This is a genomic window from Pseudomonas sp. 39004 (assembly GCF_028682155.1).
GTDB classification, from domain to species: domain Bacteria; phylum Pseudomonadota; class Gammaproteobacteria; order Pseudomonadales; family Pseudomonadaceae; genus Aquipseudomonas; species Aquipseudomonas capeferrum.
This window is the reverse complement of the sequence record NZ_JANIAG010000032.1, coordinates 22,261-41,268: the sequence shown is the minus strand read 5'-3', so window position 1 is coordinate 41,268 and position 19,008 is coordinate 22,261. Positions and strand designations below refer to the sequence as shown.

Genomic DNA, 19,008 nt, shown 5'->3' with positions numbered 1-19,008 from the left:
GATCTGTAGGCACCAGTACCGCCACCTGGCGGCCGCTGTGCACGGCGATGAAGGCGGCGCGCATGGCCACTTCGGTCTTGCCGAAGCCCACGTCGCCACACACCAGGCGGTCCATTGGCTTGGCCGCGAGCATGTCGGCGCGCACGGCTTCGATGGCGTTTTGCTGGTCGGGGGTTTCCTCGAAGGGGAAGCCGGCACTGAAGGTGGCGTAGTCGGCGGCCGGGTCGGCGAAGGCATAGCCTTTGCGGGCGGCGCGGCGGGCGTAGATGTCGAGCAGTTCGGCAGCGACATCGCGCACCTGTTCGGCGGCCTTGCGCTTGGCCTTCTGCCAGGCCTCGGAGCCGAGCCGGTGCAGCGGCGCCAGGGCGTCGTCGCTGCCGGTGTAGCGGGCAATCAGGTGCAGGTTGGCCACCGGCACGTAAAGCTTGGCGTTCTCGGCGTATTCCAGGGTGAGGAACTCGGCGGCCTGGCCGTCGATCTCCAGGGTCGCCAGGCCCAGGTAGCGGCCCACGCCATGGTCGATGTGCACCACCGGCGCGCCTTCGCGCAGCTCGGTGAGGTTCTTGATCACGGCATCGTTGGCGGCTTCGCCACGTTTGTCGCGGCGCCGGCGCTGCATCACGCGCTGGCCGAACAACGGGCTCTCGGCCACCAGGGCGAGGGCCGGGTCGTCCAGCACCAGGCCCTCATCAAGCGGGGCAACGGTGATCGCCAGGCGCTCGGAGCCGGTGATGAAGTCGGTCCAGCCTTCGACGGTGTGGGGGCGCAGCTTGAGGCGATCGAGCAGTTCCAGCAGCACTTCGCGACGGCCCGCCGATTCGGCAGTGAACAGTACCCGCCCGGGGAACTGGTCGAGGAACCCGGCCAGCGCGGCCAGCGGCTGGTTGGCCTTGGCCTCGATGGCAAGGTCCGGCAGGGCGCGTGCCGGGAAGCGCTCACGGCCGACGCCCGGGTCGACGTCTTCGGCGCTGACCACCACCCGCGGCCATTGCTTGAGCTGGGCGAAACAGTCTTCGACCGGCAGGAACAGTTCGGCAGGCGGCAGCAATGGCCGACTCAGGTCGCCACGGCGGTCTTCGTAGCGCCCGCGCACGTCGTTCCAGAAGTGCTCGGCCGCCTGCTCGACACCGGGCAGGGAAAACACCTGGGTATCGCTGGGCAGGTAGTCGAACAGGGTCGAAGTTTCTTCGAAGAACAGCGGCAAGTAGTACTCGATGCCGGCCGGGATGATGCCGCTGGCCAGGTCCTGGAAGATCGCGCTGCGGCGGAAATCGACGTCGAAGCGCTCCCGGAAGCGGGCCTTGAAGCGGGTCACTTCCTCTTTCTGCATCGGGAACTCGCGCGCCGGCAGCAGGCGCACCGAGTCGACCTTGTCGATCGAACGCTGGGTCTCGGGGTCGAAGGTGCGCAGCGTTTCGATCTCGTCATCGAACAGGTCGATGCGGTAGGGCAGTTTGCTGCCCATGGGGTACAGGTCGATGAGGGCGCCGCGCACGGCGAACTCGCCATGCTCGTACACCGTGTCGACGCAGCGGTAGCCGCTGGCTTCGAGGCGCGTGCGCATCTGCTCGACGTCGATGGTCTGGCCGATGTCCAGCACCAGGCTGCTGCCCAGCAGGAAGCGGGTCGGCGCCAGGCGATGCAGGGCGGTGGTGATCGGCACCACCAGGATGCCGTGGCTCAGCTCCGGCAGCCGGTACAGGCTGGCAATACGCTGGGAGATGATGTCCTGGTGTGGCGAGAACAGGTCGTAGGGCAGGGTTTCCCAATCGGGGAAGGGCAGCACCGGCAAGTCTGGGGCAAAGAAGCGCAGCTCCTGTTCCAGACGGTCGGCGGCCTGGCTGTCTGCCGTCAGCAGCAGGGTAAAGCGGCCAGCGCTGCTGGCGGCTTCGGCAATGGCAAGGCTGAGGGCGGCACCGGGCAGGTTGCCCCAGGTTTGTTTGCCGGCCGTGGCCGACAGTTGCGGTAGGCGCAGAACTGACACGGGAGATTGCACTCCAAGCGTTGCGGCAAAGAGACCGATTGTACCGGTGCCGGTGCCCGCTGTCAGGCTCCAAAGGCCATGAACACTGGCTCTGGCTGCCGCGACAGGCGCTCATTGCCCGTTCCGCGTTGGGGCGTCATAATGTAGCCCCTTTTTTCTGTCCCTACATGTGGAAGGTTCCCGTGACTCAGAAGCCCGACCAGTGTCTTGGTGAGTGGATTGATCGTGAAGCGTTGGCTGAAGCGATGATCCCGCTTATCGGTCAGCTCTACCGCAACAACAACGTGGTGAGCTCGATTTATGGCCGCAGCCTGATCAACCGTTCGGTTATCTCGATCCTCAAAGCACACCGCTTTGCGCGTCATCGTCAGGCCGACGAGACCGAACTGTCTGTCCACGAGACGTTCCCCCTGCTCAAGGCCATGAGCGAGCTGAAACTGGGCGCCGCTTCGGTCGACCTGGGCAAGCTGGCCAACAAGTTCAAGCTAGAAGGCAACGGCCGCAGCGCCGAGCAGTTCGTGCGTGAAGAACTGGCCGACGTGGTTGGCCAGCAGAACGCTTCGGCGCGTAAAGGCACCGACGTCGTGCTGTACGGTTTCGGCCGTATCGGCCGCCTGCTGGCGCGCATCCTGATCGAGAAGACCGGTGGTGGCGACGGCCTGCGTCTGCGTGCCATCGTCGTGCGCAAAGGCGCCGAGAACGACCTGGTCAAGCGTGCCAGCCTGCTGCGCCGTGACTCGGTGCACGGCCCGTTCGATGGCACCATCACCATCGACGAAGCCAACAACACCATCACCGCCAACGGCAACCTGATCCAGGTTATCTACGCCAAGAGCCCGAGCGAAGTCGACTACACCCAGTACGGTATCGACAACGCGCTGATCGTCGACAACACCGGCGTATGGCGTGATGCCGACGGCCTGGGCCAGCACCTGGCCTGCCCGGGCGCTGCCCGCGTGATCCTCACCGCACCTGGCAAGGGCGCGCTGAAGAACATCGTGCACGGCATCAACCACGGCGAAATCGCTGCTGATGACAAGATCATCTCGGCCGCCTCCTGCACCACCAACGCCATCGTGCCGGTGCTGAAGGCTGTCAACGACCAGTACGGCATCATCAATGGTCACGTCGAAACCGTTCACTCGTTCACCAACGACCAGAACCTGATCGACAACTTCCACAAGGGCAGCCGCCGTGGCCGCGCCGCGCCGCTGAACATGGTCATCACCGAGACCGGCGCCGCCACTGCTGCCGCCAAGGCGCTGCCAGTGCTCAAAGGCAAGCTGACCGGCAACGCCATTCGCGTGCCGACGCCGAACGTCTCGATGGCCATCCTGAACCTGAACCTGGAAAAGGCTACCACCCGCGAAGAGATCAACGAGTACCTGCGCCAGACGGCCATGCACTCGGACCTGCACAAGCAGATCGACTACGTCAGCTCGCAGGAAGTGGTTTCCACCGACTTCGTCGGTTCGCGCCACGCCGGTGTGGTTGATGCCGAAGCCACCATCTGCAACGACAACCGCGTTGTGCTGTACGTCTGGTACGACAACGAGTTCGGTTACAGCTGCCAGGTGGTTCGCGTGATGGAAGACATGGCCGGTGTGAACCCGCCAGCGTTTCCGCGCTGATTCGCTTGTAAGGCAATGAAAAAACGGGAACCTTCGGGTTCCCGTTTTTTTGTCCTGACTATTGTGTTGTCCGGGCTGCCTCTTCGCGGGGCAAGCCCGCTCCTACAGGATGAGTGACATCCTCAAGGTTGAGGGTTTTTCTGTGGGAGCGGGCTTGCCCCGCGAAGAGGCCGGCCCGGATAGTCGAGTAAGCGAATGTGCGTACAGTTCTTCTCCTGGCATTGATGCTCCTCACCGCCTGCAACCAAGGCCCGACCCTGGAGCGCCTGGGTGGCCCGACCATGGGCAGCAGCTACAGCATCCAGTACGTGCGCGAGCCCGCAGGCCCGCCCCCGGTCCAGGTGCAGGCGGCTGTCGAGGCAATCCTGCAGGAGATCGACCTGCACTATTCGACCTATCGCAGCGATTCCACCGTCAGCCAGTTCAACCAGCTCGCGGCCAATCAGTGCCTGGCGCTGCCGCGCGACATGCTCGGCCTGGTCCGTTTCGGCCAGCACCTGGCTGTGCAAAGTGCCGGCGCCTTCGACCTCACTGTCGAGCCCTTGCTCGACCTCTGGGGCTTCGGCCCCCAGGCCCGTCACGAGCAGGTGCCCGACCCGCAGGCCCTGGCCCAGGTGCGCCTGCGCGTGGGCTACCAGCACCTGCGTATCGAAGGCCAGGCGCTGTGCAAGGACGCCCCCGTCGAACTGGATTTCAACAGTATCGCCGCCGGCCACGCCGTCGACCTGATCGCCGAGCGCCTGCGCGCCATGGGTATTACCAGCTTCATCGCCGAAGCCACTGGCGAGCTCAAGGCCGTTGGCCGCAAACCCGATGGCAGCGCCTGGCGCATCGCCCTGGAGCTGCCCCGTGAAGACCGCCAGATCGCCCGCCAGGTCATCCCGGTCGATGGCCTTTCGGTATCGACCTCGGGTGACTATCGCCATTATTTCGAGGAGAATGGCCGGCGCTATTCGCACACCTTCGATGCCCGCCTCGGGCGCCCGGTCGCGCACGACCTGGCCGCCGTCACCGTGCTCGATGCCTCGGCGCTGCAGGCCGATGGCTACTCGACCCTGCTACTGATCCTCGGGCCGGAGCGCGGCTGGGATTTCGCCATCAGCCATGACCTTGCCGCTGTGCTGGTGACTCGGGCCGAGGGTGGCTTCGTCTCCCGAACCACCCCTGCGTTCGAGCGGGCAATGAAAGGCGAGTGAAAGCGCAAGGATGGATGATCGCCAGGGAATCGGTGAACCACATGTAGTGCAGGCAAAATTGGCCTACGACGCGACCAAGGGTTAATGTGCGCGGCGTTCACGCTTGATTAGACTGCAACCGAATTTTCTCATGGCGCCCCGGCGACATGATCGCGCCCCGCGAGCCACCGTGACTCGCGGGCCAGTTCTGAAGGAGTACGCATGGCTGTCTACAACTACGACGTAGTGGTGCTGGGTTCCGGCCCGGCCGGAGAAGGCGCGGCAATGAACGCCGCCAAAGCAGGGCGCAAGGTGGCGATGGTCGACAGCCGTCGCCAGGTTGGCGGCAACTGCACCCACTTGGGCACCATCCCGTCCAAGGCACTGCGTCACTCGGTGCGGCAGATCATGCAGTTCAACACCAACCCGATGTTCCGTGCCATCGGCGAGCCGCGCTGGTTCTCCTTCCCGGACGTGCTCAAGAGCGCCGAAAAGGTCATTTCCAAGCAGGTCGCCTCGCGCACCGGCTACTACGCACGCAACCGTGTCGACCTGTTCTTCGGCACCGGCAGCTTCGCTGACGAGCAGACCGTCGAAGTGGTCTGCCCCAACGGTGTGGTGGAAAAACTCAACGCCAAGCACATCATCATCGCCACCGGCTCGCGCCCTTATCGCCCGGCCGACATCGACTTCCATCACCCGCGCGTCTACGACAGCGACACCATCCTCAGCCTCAGCCACACCCCGCGCAAACTGATCGTCTACGGCGCCGGCGTGATCGGCTGCGAGTACGCTTCGATCTTCAGCGGCTTGGGCGTGCTGGTCGAGCTGGTCGATAACCGTGGCCAGTTGCTGAGCTTCCTGGATTCGGAAATTTCCCAGGCGTTGAGCTACCACTTCAGCAACAACAACATCACCGTACGCCACAACGAGGAGTACGAGCGGGTCGAAGGCCTGGACAATGGTGTGGTCCTGCACCTGAAGTCGGGCAAGAAGATCAAGGCCGACGCCTTGCTGTGGTGCAACGGCCGTACCGGCAACACCGACAAGCTGGGCCTGGAAAACATCGGCATCAAGGTCAACAGCCGTGGCCAGATCGAGGTCGACGAGGCCTACCGCACGACCGTGCCGAACATCTACGGCGCCGGTGATGTGATCGGCTGGCCGAGCCTGGCCAGTGCCGCCCACGACCAGGGCCGTTCGGCTGCCGGCAGCATCGTCGACAATGGCAGCTGGCGCTTCGTCAATGACGTGCCGACCGGCATCTACACCATTCCGGAGATCAGCTCGATCGGCAAGAACGAGCAAGAGCTGACCCAGGCCAAGGTGCCGTACGAAGTGGGCAAGGCCTTCTTCAAAGGCATGGCGCGTGCGCAGATCGCCGGGGAGCCGCAGGGCATGCTGAAGATTCTGTTCCACCGTGAAACCCTGGAAATCCTCGGCGTGCACTGTTTCGGCTACCAAGCTTCGGAAATCGTCCACATCGGCCAGGCCATCATGAACCAGCCGGGTGAGCTGAATAACCTGAAGTACTTCGTCAACACCACCTTCAACTACCCGACCATGGCCGAAGCTTATCGGGTAGCTGCCTACGACGGCCTGAACCGGCTTTTTTAAGCGGCTCCGGCCGGTGGCCTGAGCCGGTCGGGGAGACCGATTTCAGCCCTACCCGAGGGTGGTCTTGGCCAAACCGGGAAAGTCTGTAATCAGGCTGTCCACGCCAAAATCAGCGAGCCGGCGCATCAGTGCCGGTTCGTTGACTGTCCACACCGACACGTGCAACCCCTGGCCCTGTGCCTTGAGCAGGCGCTCGGGGGTGCACAGTGTCCAGTTCAATGCCAGCAGCTCGCAGCCGTAGTTCTGCGCGACCTTCAGTGGGTCGAGCCAGGCGTATTCGGCCACCAGCCCGCGCGCCACGTCCGGCACCAGCTCCAGCGCAGCACCCAGCACTTCGCGTGAGCTCGAGGTGATGGTGACTTTGTCCAGCAGGCCGTATTGCTGGGCCAGTTCACGAATCGCCAGCACCGTGCTGGCAGCGCGGGTGCGCGAGGCGCTCTTGACCTCCAGCTGCCAATGCTCGAAGGCGCATTTTTCGAACAGTTCTTCCAGTTTCGGGATGGGGCAGGGCTGCACCCAGCCCGGGCCGCCCTTGCGCGCGTCGATCCTGGTGAGGTCGGCCGCCGGCTGCTCGACCACCTTGCCGCGACGGCCGGTGGTGCGTTTGAGGGTCGGGTCGTGGATCACCATCAGTTCGTTGTCGGCCGACAGGTGCAGGTCCAGCTCGCAGCGATTGACGCCGTGGGACAGGCATTGGCGGAAGCTGTTCAGGGTGTTTTCGGGGGCTTCGCCCTTGGCGCCGCGATGGCCGTAGATCAGGGTCACGTTCGTTCCTTCAATTCAAAGGGAAAGGCTCAGGAAGCAGGGTCGTTCTGTTCCAGCTGCTGGCGCCGTTGCTGTTGCTGGCGCTGCAGGATGTAACGGGCCAGCAGTTGGCGCTGGGCGTCGGTCATGTCGATGAATTCGGTGCCGACCTCGAAGCTGCCGTCCGGGCGCGGGTCGCAGTGGCTGACCTTGCCGCGCAGCAGCAGGCCGTGGGCGCGGGGCATCAGCACCATCTTCACCTTGACCCGGGTGCCAGGGGCGATGGGCTGGGCCTGGCTGGACTCGATGCCGCCTTCGGAGATGACCACTGCCTGCGGCTGGCCGATTTCGCCGATGAGGGTCTGCGCGACCACGGCGCTGAGCAGGTCGAGGCGTTTGCTCTGCGCCCGCAGAAACGCCGCAAGGGTGCGGTCCTTGTCACTCAACTGGCGCAGCAGGTGCTGGGCTTCGAAGTCGGACAGGTGCAGTTCGCTGAGCAGGTTGAACAGCGGTGAATCATCCTGCAACACTTCTGGCTCAAGGGCTTCGGCCGCACTCAAGGGGCTGATTTGAAGTGCGATCTGATCTTCGATGCGGTAGTATTCGCGGCGATCTTCTTCGTCTAATGTCGTCATGGCGAACCCATGGTAGCGGCGGTGGTCCGAGTGTAAAGCCGCCGTAAGCGCCTCGCCACAAGGACGTTCCCTTTCATCCGAACAAGCCCCGACATGTTCAGACCTCTTTTCGCATTTATCGGCACGCGTTATACCCGTGCCAAACGTCGCAATCACTTCGTCTCGTTCATTTCCCTGACCTCGATGATCGGCCTCGCCCTGGGCGTGGTGGTGATGATCGTGGTGCTCTCGGTCATGAACGGCTTCGACCACGAGATGCGTACCCGCGTGCTGGGCATGATTCCCCATGCCACGCTCGAGAGCGGCCAGCCGCTTGACGACTGGCCTGCGCTTGCCCAACAAGTAAAGCAGAATCCGCAGGTGGTGGCGGTTGCGCCCTTCACCCAGATGCAGGGCCTGCTGACCCACGACGGCAAGGTGCAGAAGGTGCTGCTCAATGGCATCGACCCGGCGCGCGAACGCGAGGTGTCGATCATCGACAACTTCGTCCAGCAAGGCCGTCTCGACCAGCTGGCGCCGGGCGAGTGGGGCATCATGATCGGCGACAAGGCTGCGGCCAAGCTGGGTGTCGCCATCGGTGACAAGCTGACCTTCGTCGCGCCCGAGGTCAGCGTGACCCCGGCCGGCATGTTCCCGCGCATGAAGCGCTTCACCGTGGTCGGTACCTTCCACGTGGGCGCCGGCGAGATCGACGGTTACCTGGGCCTGACCAACATCAACGACCTGTCCCGCCTGCACCGCTGGAAGCCGAACCAGGTGCAGGGCCTGCGCCTGAAGTTCGACGACCTGTTCCAGGCGCCGCGCGTGGCCTGGGACATCGCCCAACACCTGGGTGACCAGGAGTTCTACAGCCGGGACTGGACCCGCACCCATGGCAACCTGTACCAGGCGATCCGCATGGAGAAGGCCATGATCGGCCTGCTGTTGCTGCTGATCGTGGCGGTGGCGGCGTTCAACATTATTTCCACCCTGGTAATGGTGGTCAACGACAAGCGCGGCGACATCGCGATCTTGCGCACCCTTGGCGCCACACCTGGGCAGATCATGGCCATCTTCATGGTGCAGGGTACGGTGATCGGGGTGATCGGCACCTTGATCGGCGCCGTGGTCGGCATCCTGGCAGCGCTCAACGTGAGCGCGGCGATTGCCGGCATCGAGACGCTGATCGGGCACAAGTTCCTCAACGCCGACGTCTATTTCATCGATTACCTGCCGTCGCAGATCATGGCCAATGACGTGTACATGGTCTGCGCCGCGGCGCTGGTCCTGAGTTTCTTCGCCACCCTGTACCCGGCCTGGCGTGCGGCCCGCACCCAGCCTGCAGAGGCGCTACGTTATGAGTGAGTCGCGCATGAGTGATAAAGCCGTTCTGAGTTGCCGCAACCTGGGCAAGTCCTACGACGAAGGCCCAGAGTCGGTACAGGTGCTGTCGGGCCTGCAGCTGGAGCTGCACCCGGGTGAGCGCGTGGCCATCGTCGGCAGCTCTGGCTCTGGCAAGAGCACCTTGCTCAACCTGCTTGGCGGCCTCGACACGCCCACCCAGGGCAGCGTCTGGCTGGCGGGTGAGGAACTGTCGGCCCTGGGTGAGCGTGCGCGTGGCCTGTTGCGCAACCGGGCACTGGGTTTCGTTTATCAGTTCCACCACCTGCTGCCGGAATTCACCGCGCTGGAAAACGTCTGCATGCCGCTGCTGATCGGCCGCACGCCAATCCCGGAAGCCCGTGAGCGCGCCGAGGCGCTGCTCAAGCGGGTCGGCCTGAGCCACCGGCTCACGCACAAGCCGGCCGAGCTGTCTGGCGGCGAGCGCCAGCGTGTGGCGATCGCCCGTGCACTGGTCAACCGCCCGGGCCTGGTGATGCTCGACGAGCCTACCGGCAACCTCGACCACCACACCGCCCAGGGTATTCAGGAATTGATGCAAGAGCTGTCCAGCGCCTCGCGCACGGCGTTCCTGGTGGTAACCCACGACCTCAACCTGGCGCGCCAGATGGACCGCGTGCTGAAACTCGACGACGGTCACCTGGTGGCGATCTGAGCCGCCTGCACGGGGTGGCCTGAGCCGCCCCGCAACTCTTTCATTGGGTGTTTTACATGTTCAGACCCTTGCCCTTGTTCATTGGTGCTCGCTACACCCGTGCCAAGCGCCGCAACCATTTCATCTCGTTCATCTCGATGACTTCGATGATCGGCCTGTCCCTGGGCGTGCTGGCGATGATCGTGGTGCTGTCGGTAATGAACGGCTTCCAGCGTGAAATGAGCTCGCGCATCCTTGGCCTGGTGCCGCATGCCAGCATCCTGGGCGTGCAGCCGCTGGACGACTGGCGCACGGTCGCCGATGCCGCGCTGAAAGATCCGGCGGTGATGGCCGCCGCGCCGATCACCGAGATGGAAGGCATGCTCTCGTACAAGGGCGCGATGCAGCCGATCCAGGTCAGTGGCATCGACCCGGCAGAGGAAGGCAAGGTCTCCATTGTCGGCCAGCATATTGTCCAGGGCCGTTTGCAAGACCTGCAGCCGGGTGAGTTCGGCGTGGTGATCGGTGAGCTGAGTGCGCGCCGTTTCCGCCTGAACACCGGTGACAAGCTGACCCTGATCGTGCCGGAAATCAGCAAGGCACCGGGTGGCATCACCCCGCGCATGCAGCGCCTGACCGTGGTCGGTATCTTCAAGGTCGGCGCCGAGCTGGATGGTTCGCAAGCCTACATTCACGTCGCCGATGCGGGTGAAATGCAGCGCTGGGCACCGGGCCAGGTGCAGGGCGTGCGGCTGAAACTGCATGATCTGTATGCGGCGCCGCAGGTGTCCAAGGCCATCGTCGCGGGCCTGGGTGATGCCTACCGCGCCGATGACTGGTCGCACACACAGGGCAGCCTGTTCAGCGCCATGAAGATGGAAAAAACCATGATCGGCCTGTTGCTGATGATGATCATCGCGGTCGCGGCATTCAACATCATTGCCACGTTGGTGATGGTGGTGAACGACAAGGGGCCGGATATCGCCATCCTGCGTACCTTGGGCGCCACGCCTGCGCAGATCATGGGCACGTTCATGGTGCAGGGTAGCTTGATCGGTGTGGTGGGGACGTTGATCGGGGGTGTGCTGGGGGTGATTGCCGCGTTCAATGTCAGTCAGATTGTGGGCTGGCTGGAGCGAGTCAGCGGCCAGCACATCTTCACTTCGGATGTGTACTTCATCAGCAGCCTACCTTCGGAGCTGCAATGGGGGGATGTGGCGATGATCTGTGCGGCCGGGTTGGTGATGAGCTTTTTGGCGACTATTTACCCGGCTTATCGGGCATCGCAGGTGCAGCCGGCGATTGGCTTGGCGGTTTGAGGGCTGTTTGAGCGTTTGGGGGCGCATTGCGCCCTCGGTCACCGACCTTCAGGCAGCTCGATCACAAAGCGCGTCCAGCCGTTTTCACTCGTCGCAGAAATGCTGCCGCCATGCGCTTGCACGATCGAGCGGGTAATCGCCAACCCTAATCCTGCATGCTCGCTACTGCCTTCCCGTCGCGCCGGGTCCACCCGGTAGAACCGATCGAACAAGCGTGGCAATGCAGCCGGTTCGATCGCAGCCCCGGTATTGGCCACGCATATCCGTGACCCCGGCCCCAATGTCACCTGTACCTGCCCACCCGGCGGGGTAAAGCGCAAGGCGTTGTCGAGCAGGTTGGACAGTGCCCGGCGCAGCATGTTGCGGTCCCCCTGCAGCAGCAATTGGCCTTCGCGCAACAGCCTTACATCAGAGTCTTCGGCCAGCGGGGCATAGAACTCCAGCAACGCATCCACATCCTCGTGCAAGGCCAGGGCAGCCTGCCCGGGCACCAGCAGGCCGTGGTCGGCTTTGGCCAGGTACAGCATGTCGTTGATCATCTGTGCCATCCATTGCAGTTCCTCCAGGTTGCCATGCAGCGCCTCGCGGTACTCTTCGAGGCTGCGCGGACGGGTGAGGGTGACCTGGGTGTGGGTCAGCAGGTTGGACAGCGGCGTGCGCAGTTCGTGGGCGATATCGGCCGAGAACGCCGACAGGCGCTGGAAGGCATCGTCCAGGCGTTGCAGCATGGCATTCACGGTGGTGGCCAGTTCGGCCAGTTCTTCCGGCATCTGCGCCACCGGCAAGCGGGTGGTCAACGAGCGTGCCGATACGCTGGCGGCGACCTGGCCCATCTGCCGCAGGGGCCGCAGCCCGCGGCGTACGGCCCAGGCACCGAGCAGCGCCGTAGCCAGGGCCGAGAGGCCGACGGTCAGCCAGATCAAGCGTTGCATGCCCTGCAGAAAATGTTGATGGTGGGTGATGTCGAGGTACAGCGTCAGCTGCGCGGATTGCGGGTCGGCCGGCTTCAGGGGCATGGCCAGGCTGCGGTAGTCGGTGCCGTCCGTGTGCAAGGTCGCAAGCCCGGAGGGCGGCGTGGTGTCGGGCAACTGCGTGCGGCTGTCGAACCACGGTGCGCCGTCTTTACCGCTGATGCGCAGGGCCAGGTCAGCCTGGTGGCTGAGCTCATCGCGCAGGGCAGGGAGCCGGGCCTCAAGCTCGGCGGGTGTGGCGACACCGGCGAGTTGCGTGCGAAACAGCGACAGGCGTGATTCGAGCAGTTGTTGGTCCAGCTCGATGAAGTGCTGTTCGCTGGCACGGTTGAACAGGATGCCGGCACCCAGCGAAACAGCAGCCGTGCAGGCCGCGAACAGCAGCGCCAGGCGGCTGCCGAGGGAACGCCTGCGCATCAATCCTGACGCTCCTCCAGTACATAACCCATGCCGCGCACCGTGTGGATCAGCTTGTTGGCGTGCGGGTCGTCGATCTTCAGGCGCAGGCGGCGAATCGCCACTTCGATGACATTGGTGTCGCTGTCGAAATTCATGTCCCAGACTTGCGAGGCAATCAGTGACTTGGGCAACACCTCGCCTTGGCGCCGCAGCAGCAGTTCGAGCAGGGCGAACTCTTTGGCGGTGAGGTCGATACGCTGGCCGGCACGCTCGGCACGGCGGCGGATCAGGTCCAGGCGCAGGTCGGCCAGGCTCAAGGTGGTGTCCAGGCTCGGGCTGGCGCCGCGGCGCAGCAGGCTGCGTACCCGCGCCAGCAGCTCGGAGAAGGCGAACGGCTTGACCAGGTAATCATCCGCGCCCAGTTCCAGGCCGTGCACGCGGTCCTCGACGGCATCGCGGGCGGTGAGGAACAGCACGGGTGTGTCCAGGCCGGCCTGGCGCACCGCTTGCAGAATCTGCCAGCCGTCGCGGCCAGGCAGCATGACATCGAGGATCAACAAGTCGTGATCGCCGCTTAGCGCCAGGTGCTGGCCGGTTTCGCCATCGGCCGCCAGTTCGGTGGCAAAGCCTGCTTCGCTAAGGCCTTGGCTGAGGTACTGGCCGGTGCGGGCCTGGTCTTCGACGATCAACAGTTTCATGCGGTGTCCACACTATCGGGAGGCAGCCCTGTGCGGGCGGTGTGATGACTGAAATGATACGTGACTATATCAAGGGTCGCCCAAGCGCCGCCCAAGCTGACAAAGTTGTAATCTTCCTGTCAGGTAGTTGCCAGCCGGCCTTTTCTAAAGTGGCCTTATCCCCGCTGTAAGCTTTGGAGTCATCATGAAACACCTGTTCATCGCCGCCGCCTTTGCCCTGGTAAGCCTGCCCGCCCTGGCAGACGGTGGCAAAAGCTTCGCCTTCGGCGAGCCGGCCCCGGCGGCCAAGGCTACCCGCACAGTCGAGGTCGTGCTCAAGGACATCGCGTTCGAGCCCAAGAGCCTGCACGCCAAAGCTGGCGAAACCGTGCGCTTTGTCTTGATCAACGAAGGCAAGTTGCCCCACGAGTTCAACCTGGGCGACAAGGCCATGCACGTCGAACATCAGAAGCAGATGATCGCCATGCAGGGCAAGCTGTTTACCGCAGGCATGCACCACGAGGGCATGGACCACGGCCAGATGGGCCACGCAGACCATGGCCATGACGCGGGCAACACCGTGCTGGTGCAACCGGGCCAGCGTGCCGAGCTGACCTGGACCTTCCGCCAGTCGGCGCCCATCGAGTTCGCCTGCAACGTGCCGGGGCACTACCAGGCCGGCATGGTCGGGCCGCTGACCATCGAGTGACTTGCCCTGCAAGGCGGGCGGTAAAAACGGTAGACTAGGAAGTATTTCGAACCTTCAGGTCAGTTTCCATGCATCCCGCCGCCGAACACTCCCCGCTGGGCAAGTCCAGCGAATACATCGCTACCTACTCCCCTGAGCTGCTGTTCCCGATCCCGCGTACTGCCAAGTGGGCCGAGCTGGGCGTCACTGCCCAGACCCTGCCGTGGCAGGGCGTGGACTACTGGAACTGCTTCGAGTTGTCGTGGCTGTTGCCCTCGGGCAAGCCGGTGGTAGCGATCGGTGAGTTCGCCATCCCTGCCGACTCGCCGAACATCATCGAGTCCAAGTCGTTCAAGTTGTACCTGAACTCGCTGAACCAGACGGTGTTCGCCGCGATTGGCGAGCTGCAGGCTTGCCTGGAGAAGGACTTGTCTGCAGCCGCTGGCAAGCCGGTCAGCGTCAAGGTTCGCACCTTGGCTGAAGTCGAGGCCCAGGGCGTGGTGGCGTTGCCGGGGCAGTGCATCGATGCGCTGGATGTGGCCATCAGCAACTATGAACAGCCGCAACCGGAGCTGCTGCGCTGCAACCCGGAGCACGTGGTGGAAGAAACCGTGCACAGCCATTTGCTCAAATCCAACTGCCCGGTCACCGGTCAGCCGGACTGGGGCAGCGTCGTGGTCGAGTACAAGGGCAGGGCGCTGGACCATGCCAGCCTGCTGACTTACCTGATCAGCTTCCGTCAGCATGCCGACTTCCACGAACAGTGCGTCGAGCGGATCTACCTGGACTTGAAGAACCTGCTGCAGCCCGAGCATTTGACGGTGTATGCGCGGTATGTGCGACGAGGGGGGCTGGATATCAACCCGTATCGCAGCATGGGGGCGATCAGCCCTGCGAACCTGCGGTTGGTTCGCCAGTAAGGCAGGTAAAAGGCCCCTGTGGGCGCGGATGAGCCCGCTCCCACAGGGGCCTTGCTGAATCAGATCCCCATGCTGTGCAGCGAGTTGGCAATGCTGCGCAGGGTAGCGGTCAAGTCGGGGTGATCAGCCTCGAAGCGTTCAATCGCCAGGTTCACGCCATCCACCAGGTTGTTGTCCGGCGTGGCTTCTTCAAGCTTCAGTTGCGCTTCTATCTGTCTGGCTTCCTCATGCAGGGCGGCCAGCTCTTCTTCCGAAAGCGGTACGTTCCGGTCCAGTTGCTCGCGCAAGCTGTTCAGACGCTCTTGCAATTCGCGGGCAGGCATTGGCTTTTCTCCATCAATGGCTTGGCAAGGCATGGACCTCAGCGAAGCGGCAAAGGTTCTGGCCTGCTTTCAATGTAATCCACTCGCAGCCGCTTTGCATGATCCGCATCAAAGGTGCTGTATCAGGGTTTTTCACCCTTGCGGCGCCGCTGGGCAATGTCCTGCAGACAGGTGTCCAATGCTTCGAGGTGATCGATCACCGAATGCACGCCCAGGCTGAACAGTTCGAGGGTGGCCTTGCCGCGGGCCAGGTCCCGCTCCTGTTGGCTCATGGCTTGCCAATGGCGGGAACTGAGGTCGCAATAAGGGCTGCAGGCGGCCAGGCCCACGGTCCACAACCCGGCGTTCAGGCCCGATTGCAACAGCGCCGGTTCGCCACTGACCAGTACGCAGCCATCCAGGTGCGCGCTGTCCAGCGCCATCAGTGCCTGCCAGCAGGCGTTCGGTGCCGGCCAGCGCACACCGTTAACCGAATGCCCCGGCAACCAGTCGGGCAGCACGTTGGCCAGGCGTTTGCCTTGCGTGGCACTCAGGTCGTCCAGCCAGATGCAGGGCACCTGGCGCTGGCGCAGGCTGGCCAGTGTTGCCAGGGCGCCGGGCGCGGGCAGCGGGTTGCCGTTCGCCCCCTGGACCAGGCAGCCACGCAGGCCGAACAGCACAGCAGTGAAGGCGGATGCATCGTGCATGGCAACTTCCCTGAAATAGTCCGCAGGCTATGCCGCCATTGTTACCGGGCGATGACGGTGCAACATACGTTCACAAAATCTTTAGGAAAAATGTGTAATGCTGGTGATCAGCCCGCAAGCCCTTATACTTGCGCCTTACCAGCAGCGCGCCAGGTGCGGCTGCGGCCAAGAAATTCGATGGAGAGACATCTATGCGTAGGATCGGTGCCGGTGTGATCGAGCGAGTCACCCAGGCCTGTGTCTGCGCCAGCTTGCTGCTGGCGCCCGTGGCGGCTACCCAGGCGGCCACCGAGGAGGACCCGTGGGAGGCGGTCAACCGACCGATCTTCAGGTTCAACGATACCGTCGACACCTATGCCCTCAAGCCATTGGCCAAGGGCTACGAGGCGGTGACGCCGCAATTTCTTGAAGACGGCATCCACAATGTCTTCCGCAACCTGGGCGACGTGACCAACCTGGTCAACAACGTGCTGCAGCTCAAGCCGCATGCGGCAGGGGTGGACACCGCACGCTTGATCGTCAACACCACGTTCGGCATCGGTGGCTTCTTCGACGTCGGCACCAAGATGGGCCTGCAGCGTAGCGACGAGGACTTTGGCCAGACCCTGGGTTACTGGGGTGTGGGCAGCGGCCCCTACGTGGTCATCCCGTTGCTGGGCCCAAGCACCGTGCGTGATGGCCTGGCCAAGTACCCCGACAGCTACACCAAGCCCTACCGCTATATCGACCATGTGCCGACGCGCAACTCGATCTTTGCACTGGACGTGATCGATACCCGCGCCAGCCTGCTGTCGGCGGAAAAATTGATTCAGGGCGACAAGTACATCTTCATTCGCAACGCCTACCTGCAGAACCGCGAGTTCAAGGTCAAGGACGGCGAAGTCGAAGACGACTTCTGATTCTTGAGCAAGGGGGCTGCCCTGCAGCCCCCGCGTCAATGCATGGCCAGGATGCGCAGGCCGAACTTCTGCTGCCCATCGGGCTGATCGGCAATCCACACCACCTCGGTGCTGGCGTGCAAGCCCTTGAGCGCCGGGTGATCGGAATCGATCCGCACCTCAAGCGTATCCCCCACCTGAAAGCGCTGCGGCGCCTGCACCTGCATGCCCCCGCTGGACAGGTCCAGGCACACCGCCGCAATCACCTGGCCTTCGTGCAGCAGGCTCACCTCGGTATCGATGCGCATGCGGATGAAATCGCGTTTTTCGCTGTGGTTGGAGGGCGTCTGAGGCATGCTGCATCCTTCCCTTTGGGTTGCACGGGTCGGCTTTCTTATAACTCCCGGTGATTTGGCCTGTAAAGAGCAGCGAGGTCGAACCTCGTACGCTTGAAACGCCTGGCGGATGGGAGTACCGTCTGCGCCTTACAGGGTAGTGCTGATAGTTGCCGGGCGGGTCTTCTTGTCCTACAACTCAAGTAGAGTGTTACCACAGAGTATTCCCGTAGCCGGCCGTCAGCTTTGCCGACACCGCTGCACCAACCCAAATCGGCGCCGTTCGCCCACATGCAGAAAACCAGTGCAACGCTGTTGATCATCGATGACGACGACGTGGTCCGTGCGAGCCTCGCCGCCTATCTTGAAGACAGTGGTTTCAGCGTCCTCCAGGCCGGTAATGGCCAGCAGGGGCTTCAGGTCTTCGAAGAACACCAGCCCGACCTCGTGATCTGCGATCTGCGCATGCCGCAGATGGGCGGGCTCGAACTGATCCGCCAGATCAGCGAGCGAGCGCCGCAATTGCCGGTGATCGTGGTGTCCGGTGCCGGTGTCATGAGCGATGCGGTCGAGGCCTTGCGCCTGGGCGCTGCCGACTACCTGATCAAGCCGCTGGAAGACCTTGCCGTGCTCGAGCATTCGGTGCGCCGGGCGCTCGACCGTTCGCGCCTGGTGCTGGAAAACCAGCGCTACCGCGACAAGCTCGAAGCGGCCAACCGTGAGCTCGAAGCCAGCCTGCACCTGCTGCAGGAGGACCAGACCGCCGGTCGGCAGGTGCAGATGAACATGCTGCCGGAAAGCCCCTGGGTAGCCGGCGAGTTCGCGTTCGAGCACCAGATCATCCCGTCGCTGTACCTGTCGGGTGACTTCGCCGACTACTTCCGTGTGGATGACCGACGCATCGCCTTCTACCTCGCTGATGTCTCCGGGCATGGCGCGTCGTCGGCCTTCGTCACGGTGCTGCTCAAGTTCATGACCACGCGCCTGTTGTTCGAATTCAAGCGCGGCAGCAAGATGCGCGAGTTCAAGCCTTCGCAAGTGCTCAGCCACATCAACCGCGGGCTGATCAACTGCAAGCTGGGCAAGCATGTGACCATGGTCGGCGGTGTCATCGACGAAGACACCGGCCTGTTGACCTATGCCGTGGGCGGCCACTTGCCGCTGCCGGTGCTGTACACCCCGGGCAATACCCGCTACCTGGAAGGCCGCGGCCTGCCGGTGGGGTTGTTCGACGAGGCCAGTTACCAGGACCTGGTGGTGGAGCTGCCGCCTGTGTTCAGCCTCAGCTTGATGTCCGATGGCATTCTGGACCTTTTGCCGGGTGACACGCTCAAAGATAAAGAAGCCGCCTTGCCAGAAATCGTCAAGGCAGCGGGTGGCAGCCTGGATGGGCTGCGCCAACGATTTGGATTGGCTACGCTTGGGGAGATGCCGGATGATATCGCCCTATTGGTGTTGAGCAGGAACCTTCAATGAGTACCGGTAGAATTCAGTTCGCCGAGCAAAGCGGTACCTTTGTACTGAAATTCGTCGGTGAAGTGCGCCTGACCTTGTGTTCGGCGCTGGATGCGACGATCGAAAAGATCTTCACTGCGCTGAATTTCTCGGCCATCGTCATCGACTTGACTGAAACCGAGAGCATCGACAGCACCACTTTGGGCTTGCTGGCCAAGTTGTCGATCCTGTCGCGCCAGAAGGTTGGGCTGCTGCCGACCGTGGTCACCACCAACCCGGATATTTCCCGGTTGCTGCAGTCGATGGGCTTCGATCAGGTGTTCAACATCGTCGATCGTCCGATACCGTGCCCGGAGTGCCTGACCGACCTGCCGTCGCAGGACCAGAACGAAGAGGTGGTGCGGTCCAAGGTGCTGGAGGCGCACAAGATTCTCATGGGGCTCAATGACTCCAACCGCGAAGCCTTCCATGACCTGGTAAATGCGCTAGAGCGTACCTGATTCATTGCCTTTACCGGCCCATGGCAGCGGGCTTGCCTCGTGAAGTGGCCGGTAAAG

The 19,008-nt window shown here is 63.2% G+C and carries 19 protein-coding genes; 11 read left to right on the top strand and 8 right to left on the bottom strand.

Annotation, left to right across the window (positions count from 1 at the left end; all coding sequences use genetic code 11):
* Positions 1-1,984: CarD family transcriptional regulator (locus NP534_RS08360; protein ID WP_274098426.1), on the bottom strand; the 1,984-nt coding region annotated here is incomplete at its 3' end.
* A gap of 167 nt (positions 1,985-2,151) precedes the next feature.
* Here NP534_RS08360 and NP534_RS08355 point away from each other — a divergent pair.
* The 3 genes from NP534_RS08355 (at position 2,152) to sthA (ending at position 6,407) form a co-directional block, all read left to right on the top strand.
* Positions 2,152-3,615, top strand: a complete 1,464-nt coding sequence (locus NP534_RS08355) for a glyceraldehyde-3-phosphate dehydrogenase (RefSeq protein WP_033700399.1) — start codon at positions 2,152-2,154, stop codon at positions 3,613-3,615.
* A 197-nt stretch (positions 3,616-3,812) separates the two neighbouring features.
* On the top strand, positions 3,813-4,811 hold the full coding sequence (locus NP534_RS08350; protein ID WP_274098425.1) for an FAD:protein FMN transferase: 999 nt from the start codon (positions 3,813-3,815) through the stop codon (positions 4,809-4,811).
* A gap of 201 nt (positions 4,812-5,012) precedes the next feature.
* Positions 5,013-6,407 carry a Si-specific NAD(P)(+) transhydrogenase gene (gene sthA, locus NP534_RS08345; RefSeq protein ID WP_033700396.1) on the top strand — a complete coding sequence of 465 codons (1,395 nt, stop codon included), beginning with the start codon at positions 5,013-5,015 and terminating at the stop codon, positions 6,405-6,407.
* A 48-nt stretch (positions 6,408-6,455) separates the two neighbouring features.
* Here the strand turns inward: sthA and NP534_RS08340 are convergent, their stop codons facing one another.
* Complete coding sequence (locus NP534_RS08340) at positions 6,456-7,172, bottom strand: glycerophosphodiester phosphodiesterase (protein WP_274098424.1); 717 nt, start codon at positions 7,170-7,172, stop codon at positions 6,456-6,458.
* Between the two features lie 29 nt (positions 7,173-7,201).
* Positions 7,202-7,786, bottom strand: a complete 585-nt coding sequence (locus NP534_RS08335; protein ID WP_274098423.1) for a PilZ domain-containing protein — start codon at positions 7,784-7,786, stop codon at positions 7,202-7,204.
* 93 nt (positions 7,787-7,879) lie between these two features.
* Between NP534_RS08335 and NP534_RS08330 the strand changes: the two genes are divergently transcribed.
* Genes NP534_RS08330 through NP534_RS08320 form a run of 3 tightly spaced genes read left to right on the top strand, consistent with a single transcriptional unit; the run spans position 7,880 to position 11,119 of the window.
* Entirely contained in the window at positions 7,880-9,130 is a 1,251-nt protein-coding gene (locus tag NP534_RS08330) for a lipoprotein-releasing ABC transporter permease subunit (protein WP_033700392.1), read from the top strand.
* A gap of 7 nt (positions 9,131-9,137) precedes the next feature.
* Positions 9,138-9,821: a lipoprotein-releasing ABC transporter ATP-binding protein LolD gene (lolD, locus tag NP534_RS08325; RefSeq protein ID WP_177326495.1), complete on the top strand. Its 684-nt coding sequence runs from the start codon at positions 9,138-9,140 to the stop codon at positions 9,819-9,821.
* 56 nt (positions 9,822-9,877) lie between these two features.
* The gene (locus NP534_RS08320) at positions 9,878-11,119 is read left to right on the top strand and encodes a lipoprotein-releasing ABC transporter permease subunit (RefSeq protein WP_274098422.1); all 1,242 of its coding nucleotides are present in this window, start codon (positions 9,878-9,880) and stop codon (positions 11,117-11,119) included.
* 38 nt (positions 11,120-11,157) lie between these two features.
* Here the strand turns inward: NP534_RS08320 and NP534_RS08315 are convergent, their stop codons facing one another.
* Together NP534_RS08315 and cinR are read right to left on the bottom strand one after the other, a co-directional pair.
* Complete coding sequence (locus tag NP534_RS08315; RefSeq protein ID WP_274098421.1) at positions 11,158-12,510, bottom strand: heavy metal sensor histidine kinase; 1,353 nt, start codon at positions 12,508-12,510, stop codon at positions 11,158-11,160.
* Complete coding sequence (gene cinR / locus NP534_RS08310) at positions 12,507-13,187, bottom strand: two-component system response regulator CinR (RefSeq protein WP_274098420.1); 681 nt, start codon at positions 13,185-13,187, stop codon at positions 12,507-12,509. Before cinR ends, NP534_RS08315 begins: the two co-directional genes overlap by 4 nt.
* Positions 13,188-13,371: 184 nt before the next feature.
* On the opposite strand from cinR, the gene NP534_RS08305 reads away from it, so the two are divergent.
* Together NP534_RS08305 and queF are read left to right on the top strand one after the other, a co-directional pair.
* Complete coding sequence (locus NP534_RS08305; protein WP_274098419.1) at positions 13,372-13,875, top strand: cupredoxin domain-containing protein; 504 nt, start codon at positions 13,372-13,374, stop codon at positions 13,873-13,875.
* A 68-nt stretch (positions 13,876-13,943) separates the two neighbouring features.
* Positions 13,944-14,774 (top strand): NADPH-dependent 7-cyano-7-deazaguanine reductase QueF, encoded by an 831-nt coding sequence (gene queF, locus NP534_RS08300; protein WP_274098418.1) that lies wholly within the window; start codon positions 13,944-13,946, stop codon positions 14,772-14,774.
* A 59-nt stretch (positions 14,775-14,833) separates the two neighbouring features.
* Here the strand turns inward: queF and NP534_RS08295 are convergent, their stop codons facing one another.
* Positions 14,834-15,097, bottom strand: a complete 264-nt coding sequence (locus tag NP534_RS08295; RefSeq protein ID WP_003248815.1) for a DUF4404 family protein — start codon at positions 15,095-15,097, stop codon at positions 14,834-14,836.
* Between the two features lie 122 nt (positions 15,098-15,219).
* Complete coding sequence (locus tag NP534_RS08290) at positions 15,220-15,783, bottom strand: phosphonoacetaldehyde phosphonohydrolase-related protein (RefSeq protein WP_274098417.1); 564 nt, start codon at positions 15,781-15,783, stop codon at positions 15,220-15,222.
* Between the two features lie 191 nt (positions 15,784-15,974).
* Here NP534_RS08290 and NP534_RS08285 point away from each other — a divergent pair, with 191 nt between their 5' ends.
* Entirely contained in the window at positions 15,975-16,682 is a 708-nt protein-coding gene (locus tag NP534_RS08285; RefSeq protein ID WP_274098416.1) for an MlaA family lipoprotein, read from the top strand.
* 35 nt (positions 16,683-16,717) lie between these two features.
* Here the strand turns inward: NP534_RS08285 and NP534_RS08280 are convergent, their stop codons facing one another.
* A complete protein-coding gene (locus tag NP534_RS08280; RefSeq protein ID WP_033700379.1) occupies positions 16,718-17,017 on the bottom strand; it encodes a PilZ domain-containing protein in 300 nt (99 codons plus the stop codon).
* A 270-nt stretch (positions 17,018-17,287) separates the two neighbouring features.
* On the opposite strand from NP534_RS08280, the gene rssB reads away from it, so the two are divergent.
* A complete protein-coding gene (rssB, locus tag NP534_RS08275; protein WP_027596602.1) occupies positions 17,288-18,472 on the top strand; it encodes a two-component system response regulator RssB in 1,185 nt (394 codons plus the stop codon).
* Positions 18,469-18,951 (top strand): anti-sigma factor antagonist RssC, encoded by a 483-nt coding sequence (gene rssC / locus NP534_RS08270; protein WP_016500715.1) that lies wholly within the window; start codon positions 18,469-18,471, stop codon positions 18,949-18,951. Before rssB ends, rssC begins: the two co-directional genes overlap by 4 nt.
* The last annotated feature ends 57 nt before the right edge of the window (positions 18,952-19,008 follow it).

Coding starts and splice junctions, on each gene's coding strand:
- rssB (WP_027596602.1), top strand. CDS start 17,288: ATGCAGAAAACCAGTGCAACGCTGTTGATCATCGATGACGACGACGTG.
- sthA (WP_033700396.1), top strand. CDS start 5,013: ATGGCTGTCTACAACTACGACGTAGTGGTGCTGGGTTCCGGCCCGGCC.
- lolD (WP_177326495.1), top strand. CDS start 9,138: ATGAGTGATAAAGCCGTTCTGAGTTGCCGCAACCTGGGCAAGTCCTAC.
- NP534_RS08280 (WP_033700379.1), bottom strand. CDS start 17,017: ATGCCTCAGACGCCCTCCAACCACAGCGAAAAACGCGATTTCATCCGC.
- NP534_RS08285 (WP_274098416.1), top strand. CDS start 15,975: ATGCGTAGGATCGGTGCCGGTGTGATCGAGCGAGTCACCCAGGCCTGT.
- queF (WP_274098418.1), top strand. CDS start 13,944: ATGCATCCCGCCGCCGAACACTCCCCGCTGGGCAAGTCCAGCGAATAC.
- NP534_RS08335 (WP_274098423.1), bottom strand. CDS start 7,786: ATGACGACATTAGACGAAGAAGATCGCCGCGAATACTACCGCATCGAA.
- cinR (WP_274098420.1), bottom strand. CDS start 13,187: ATGAAACTGTTGATCGTCGAAGACCAGGCCCGCACCGGCCAGTACCTC.
- NP534_RS08320 (WP_274098422.1), top strand. CDS start 9,878: ATGTTCAGACCCTTGCCCTTGTTCATTGGTGCTCGCTACACCCGTGCC.
- NP534_RS08290 (WP_274098417.1), bottom strand. CDS start 15,783: ATGCACGATGCATCCGCCTTCACTGCTGTGCTGTTCGGCCTGCGTGGC.
- NP534_RS08355 (WP_033700399.1), top strand. CDS start 2,152: ATGTGGAAGGTTCCCGTGACTCAGAAGCCCGACCAGTGTCTTGGTGAG.
- NP534_RS08295 (WP_003248815.1), bottom strand. CDS start 15,097: ATGCCTGCCCGCGAATTGCAAGAGCGTCTGAACAGCTTGCGCGAGCAA.
- NP534_RS08305 (WP_274098419.1), top strand. CDS start 13,372: ATGAAACACCTGTTCATCGCCGCCGCCTTTGCCCTGGTAAGCCTGCCC.
- NP534_RS08330 (WP_033700392.1), top strand. CDS start 7,880: ATGTTCAGACCTCTTTTCGCATTTATCGGCACGCGTTATACCCGTGCC.
- rssC (WP_016500715.1), top strand. CDS start 18,469: ATGAGTACCGGTAGAATTCAGTTCGCCGAGCAAAGCGGTACCTTTGTA.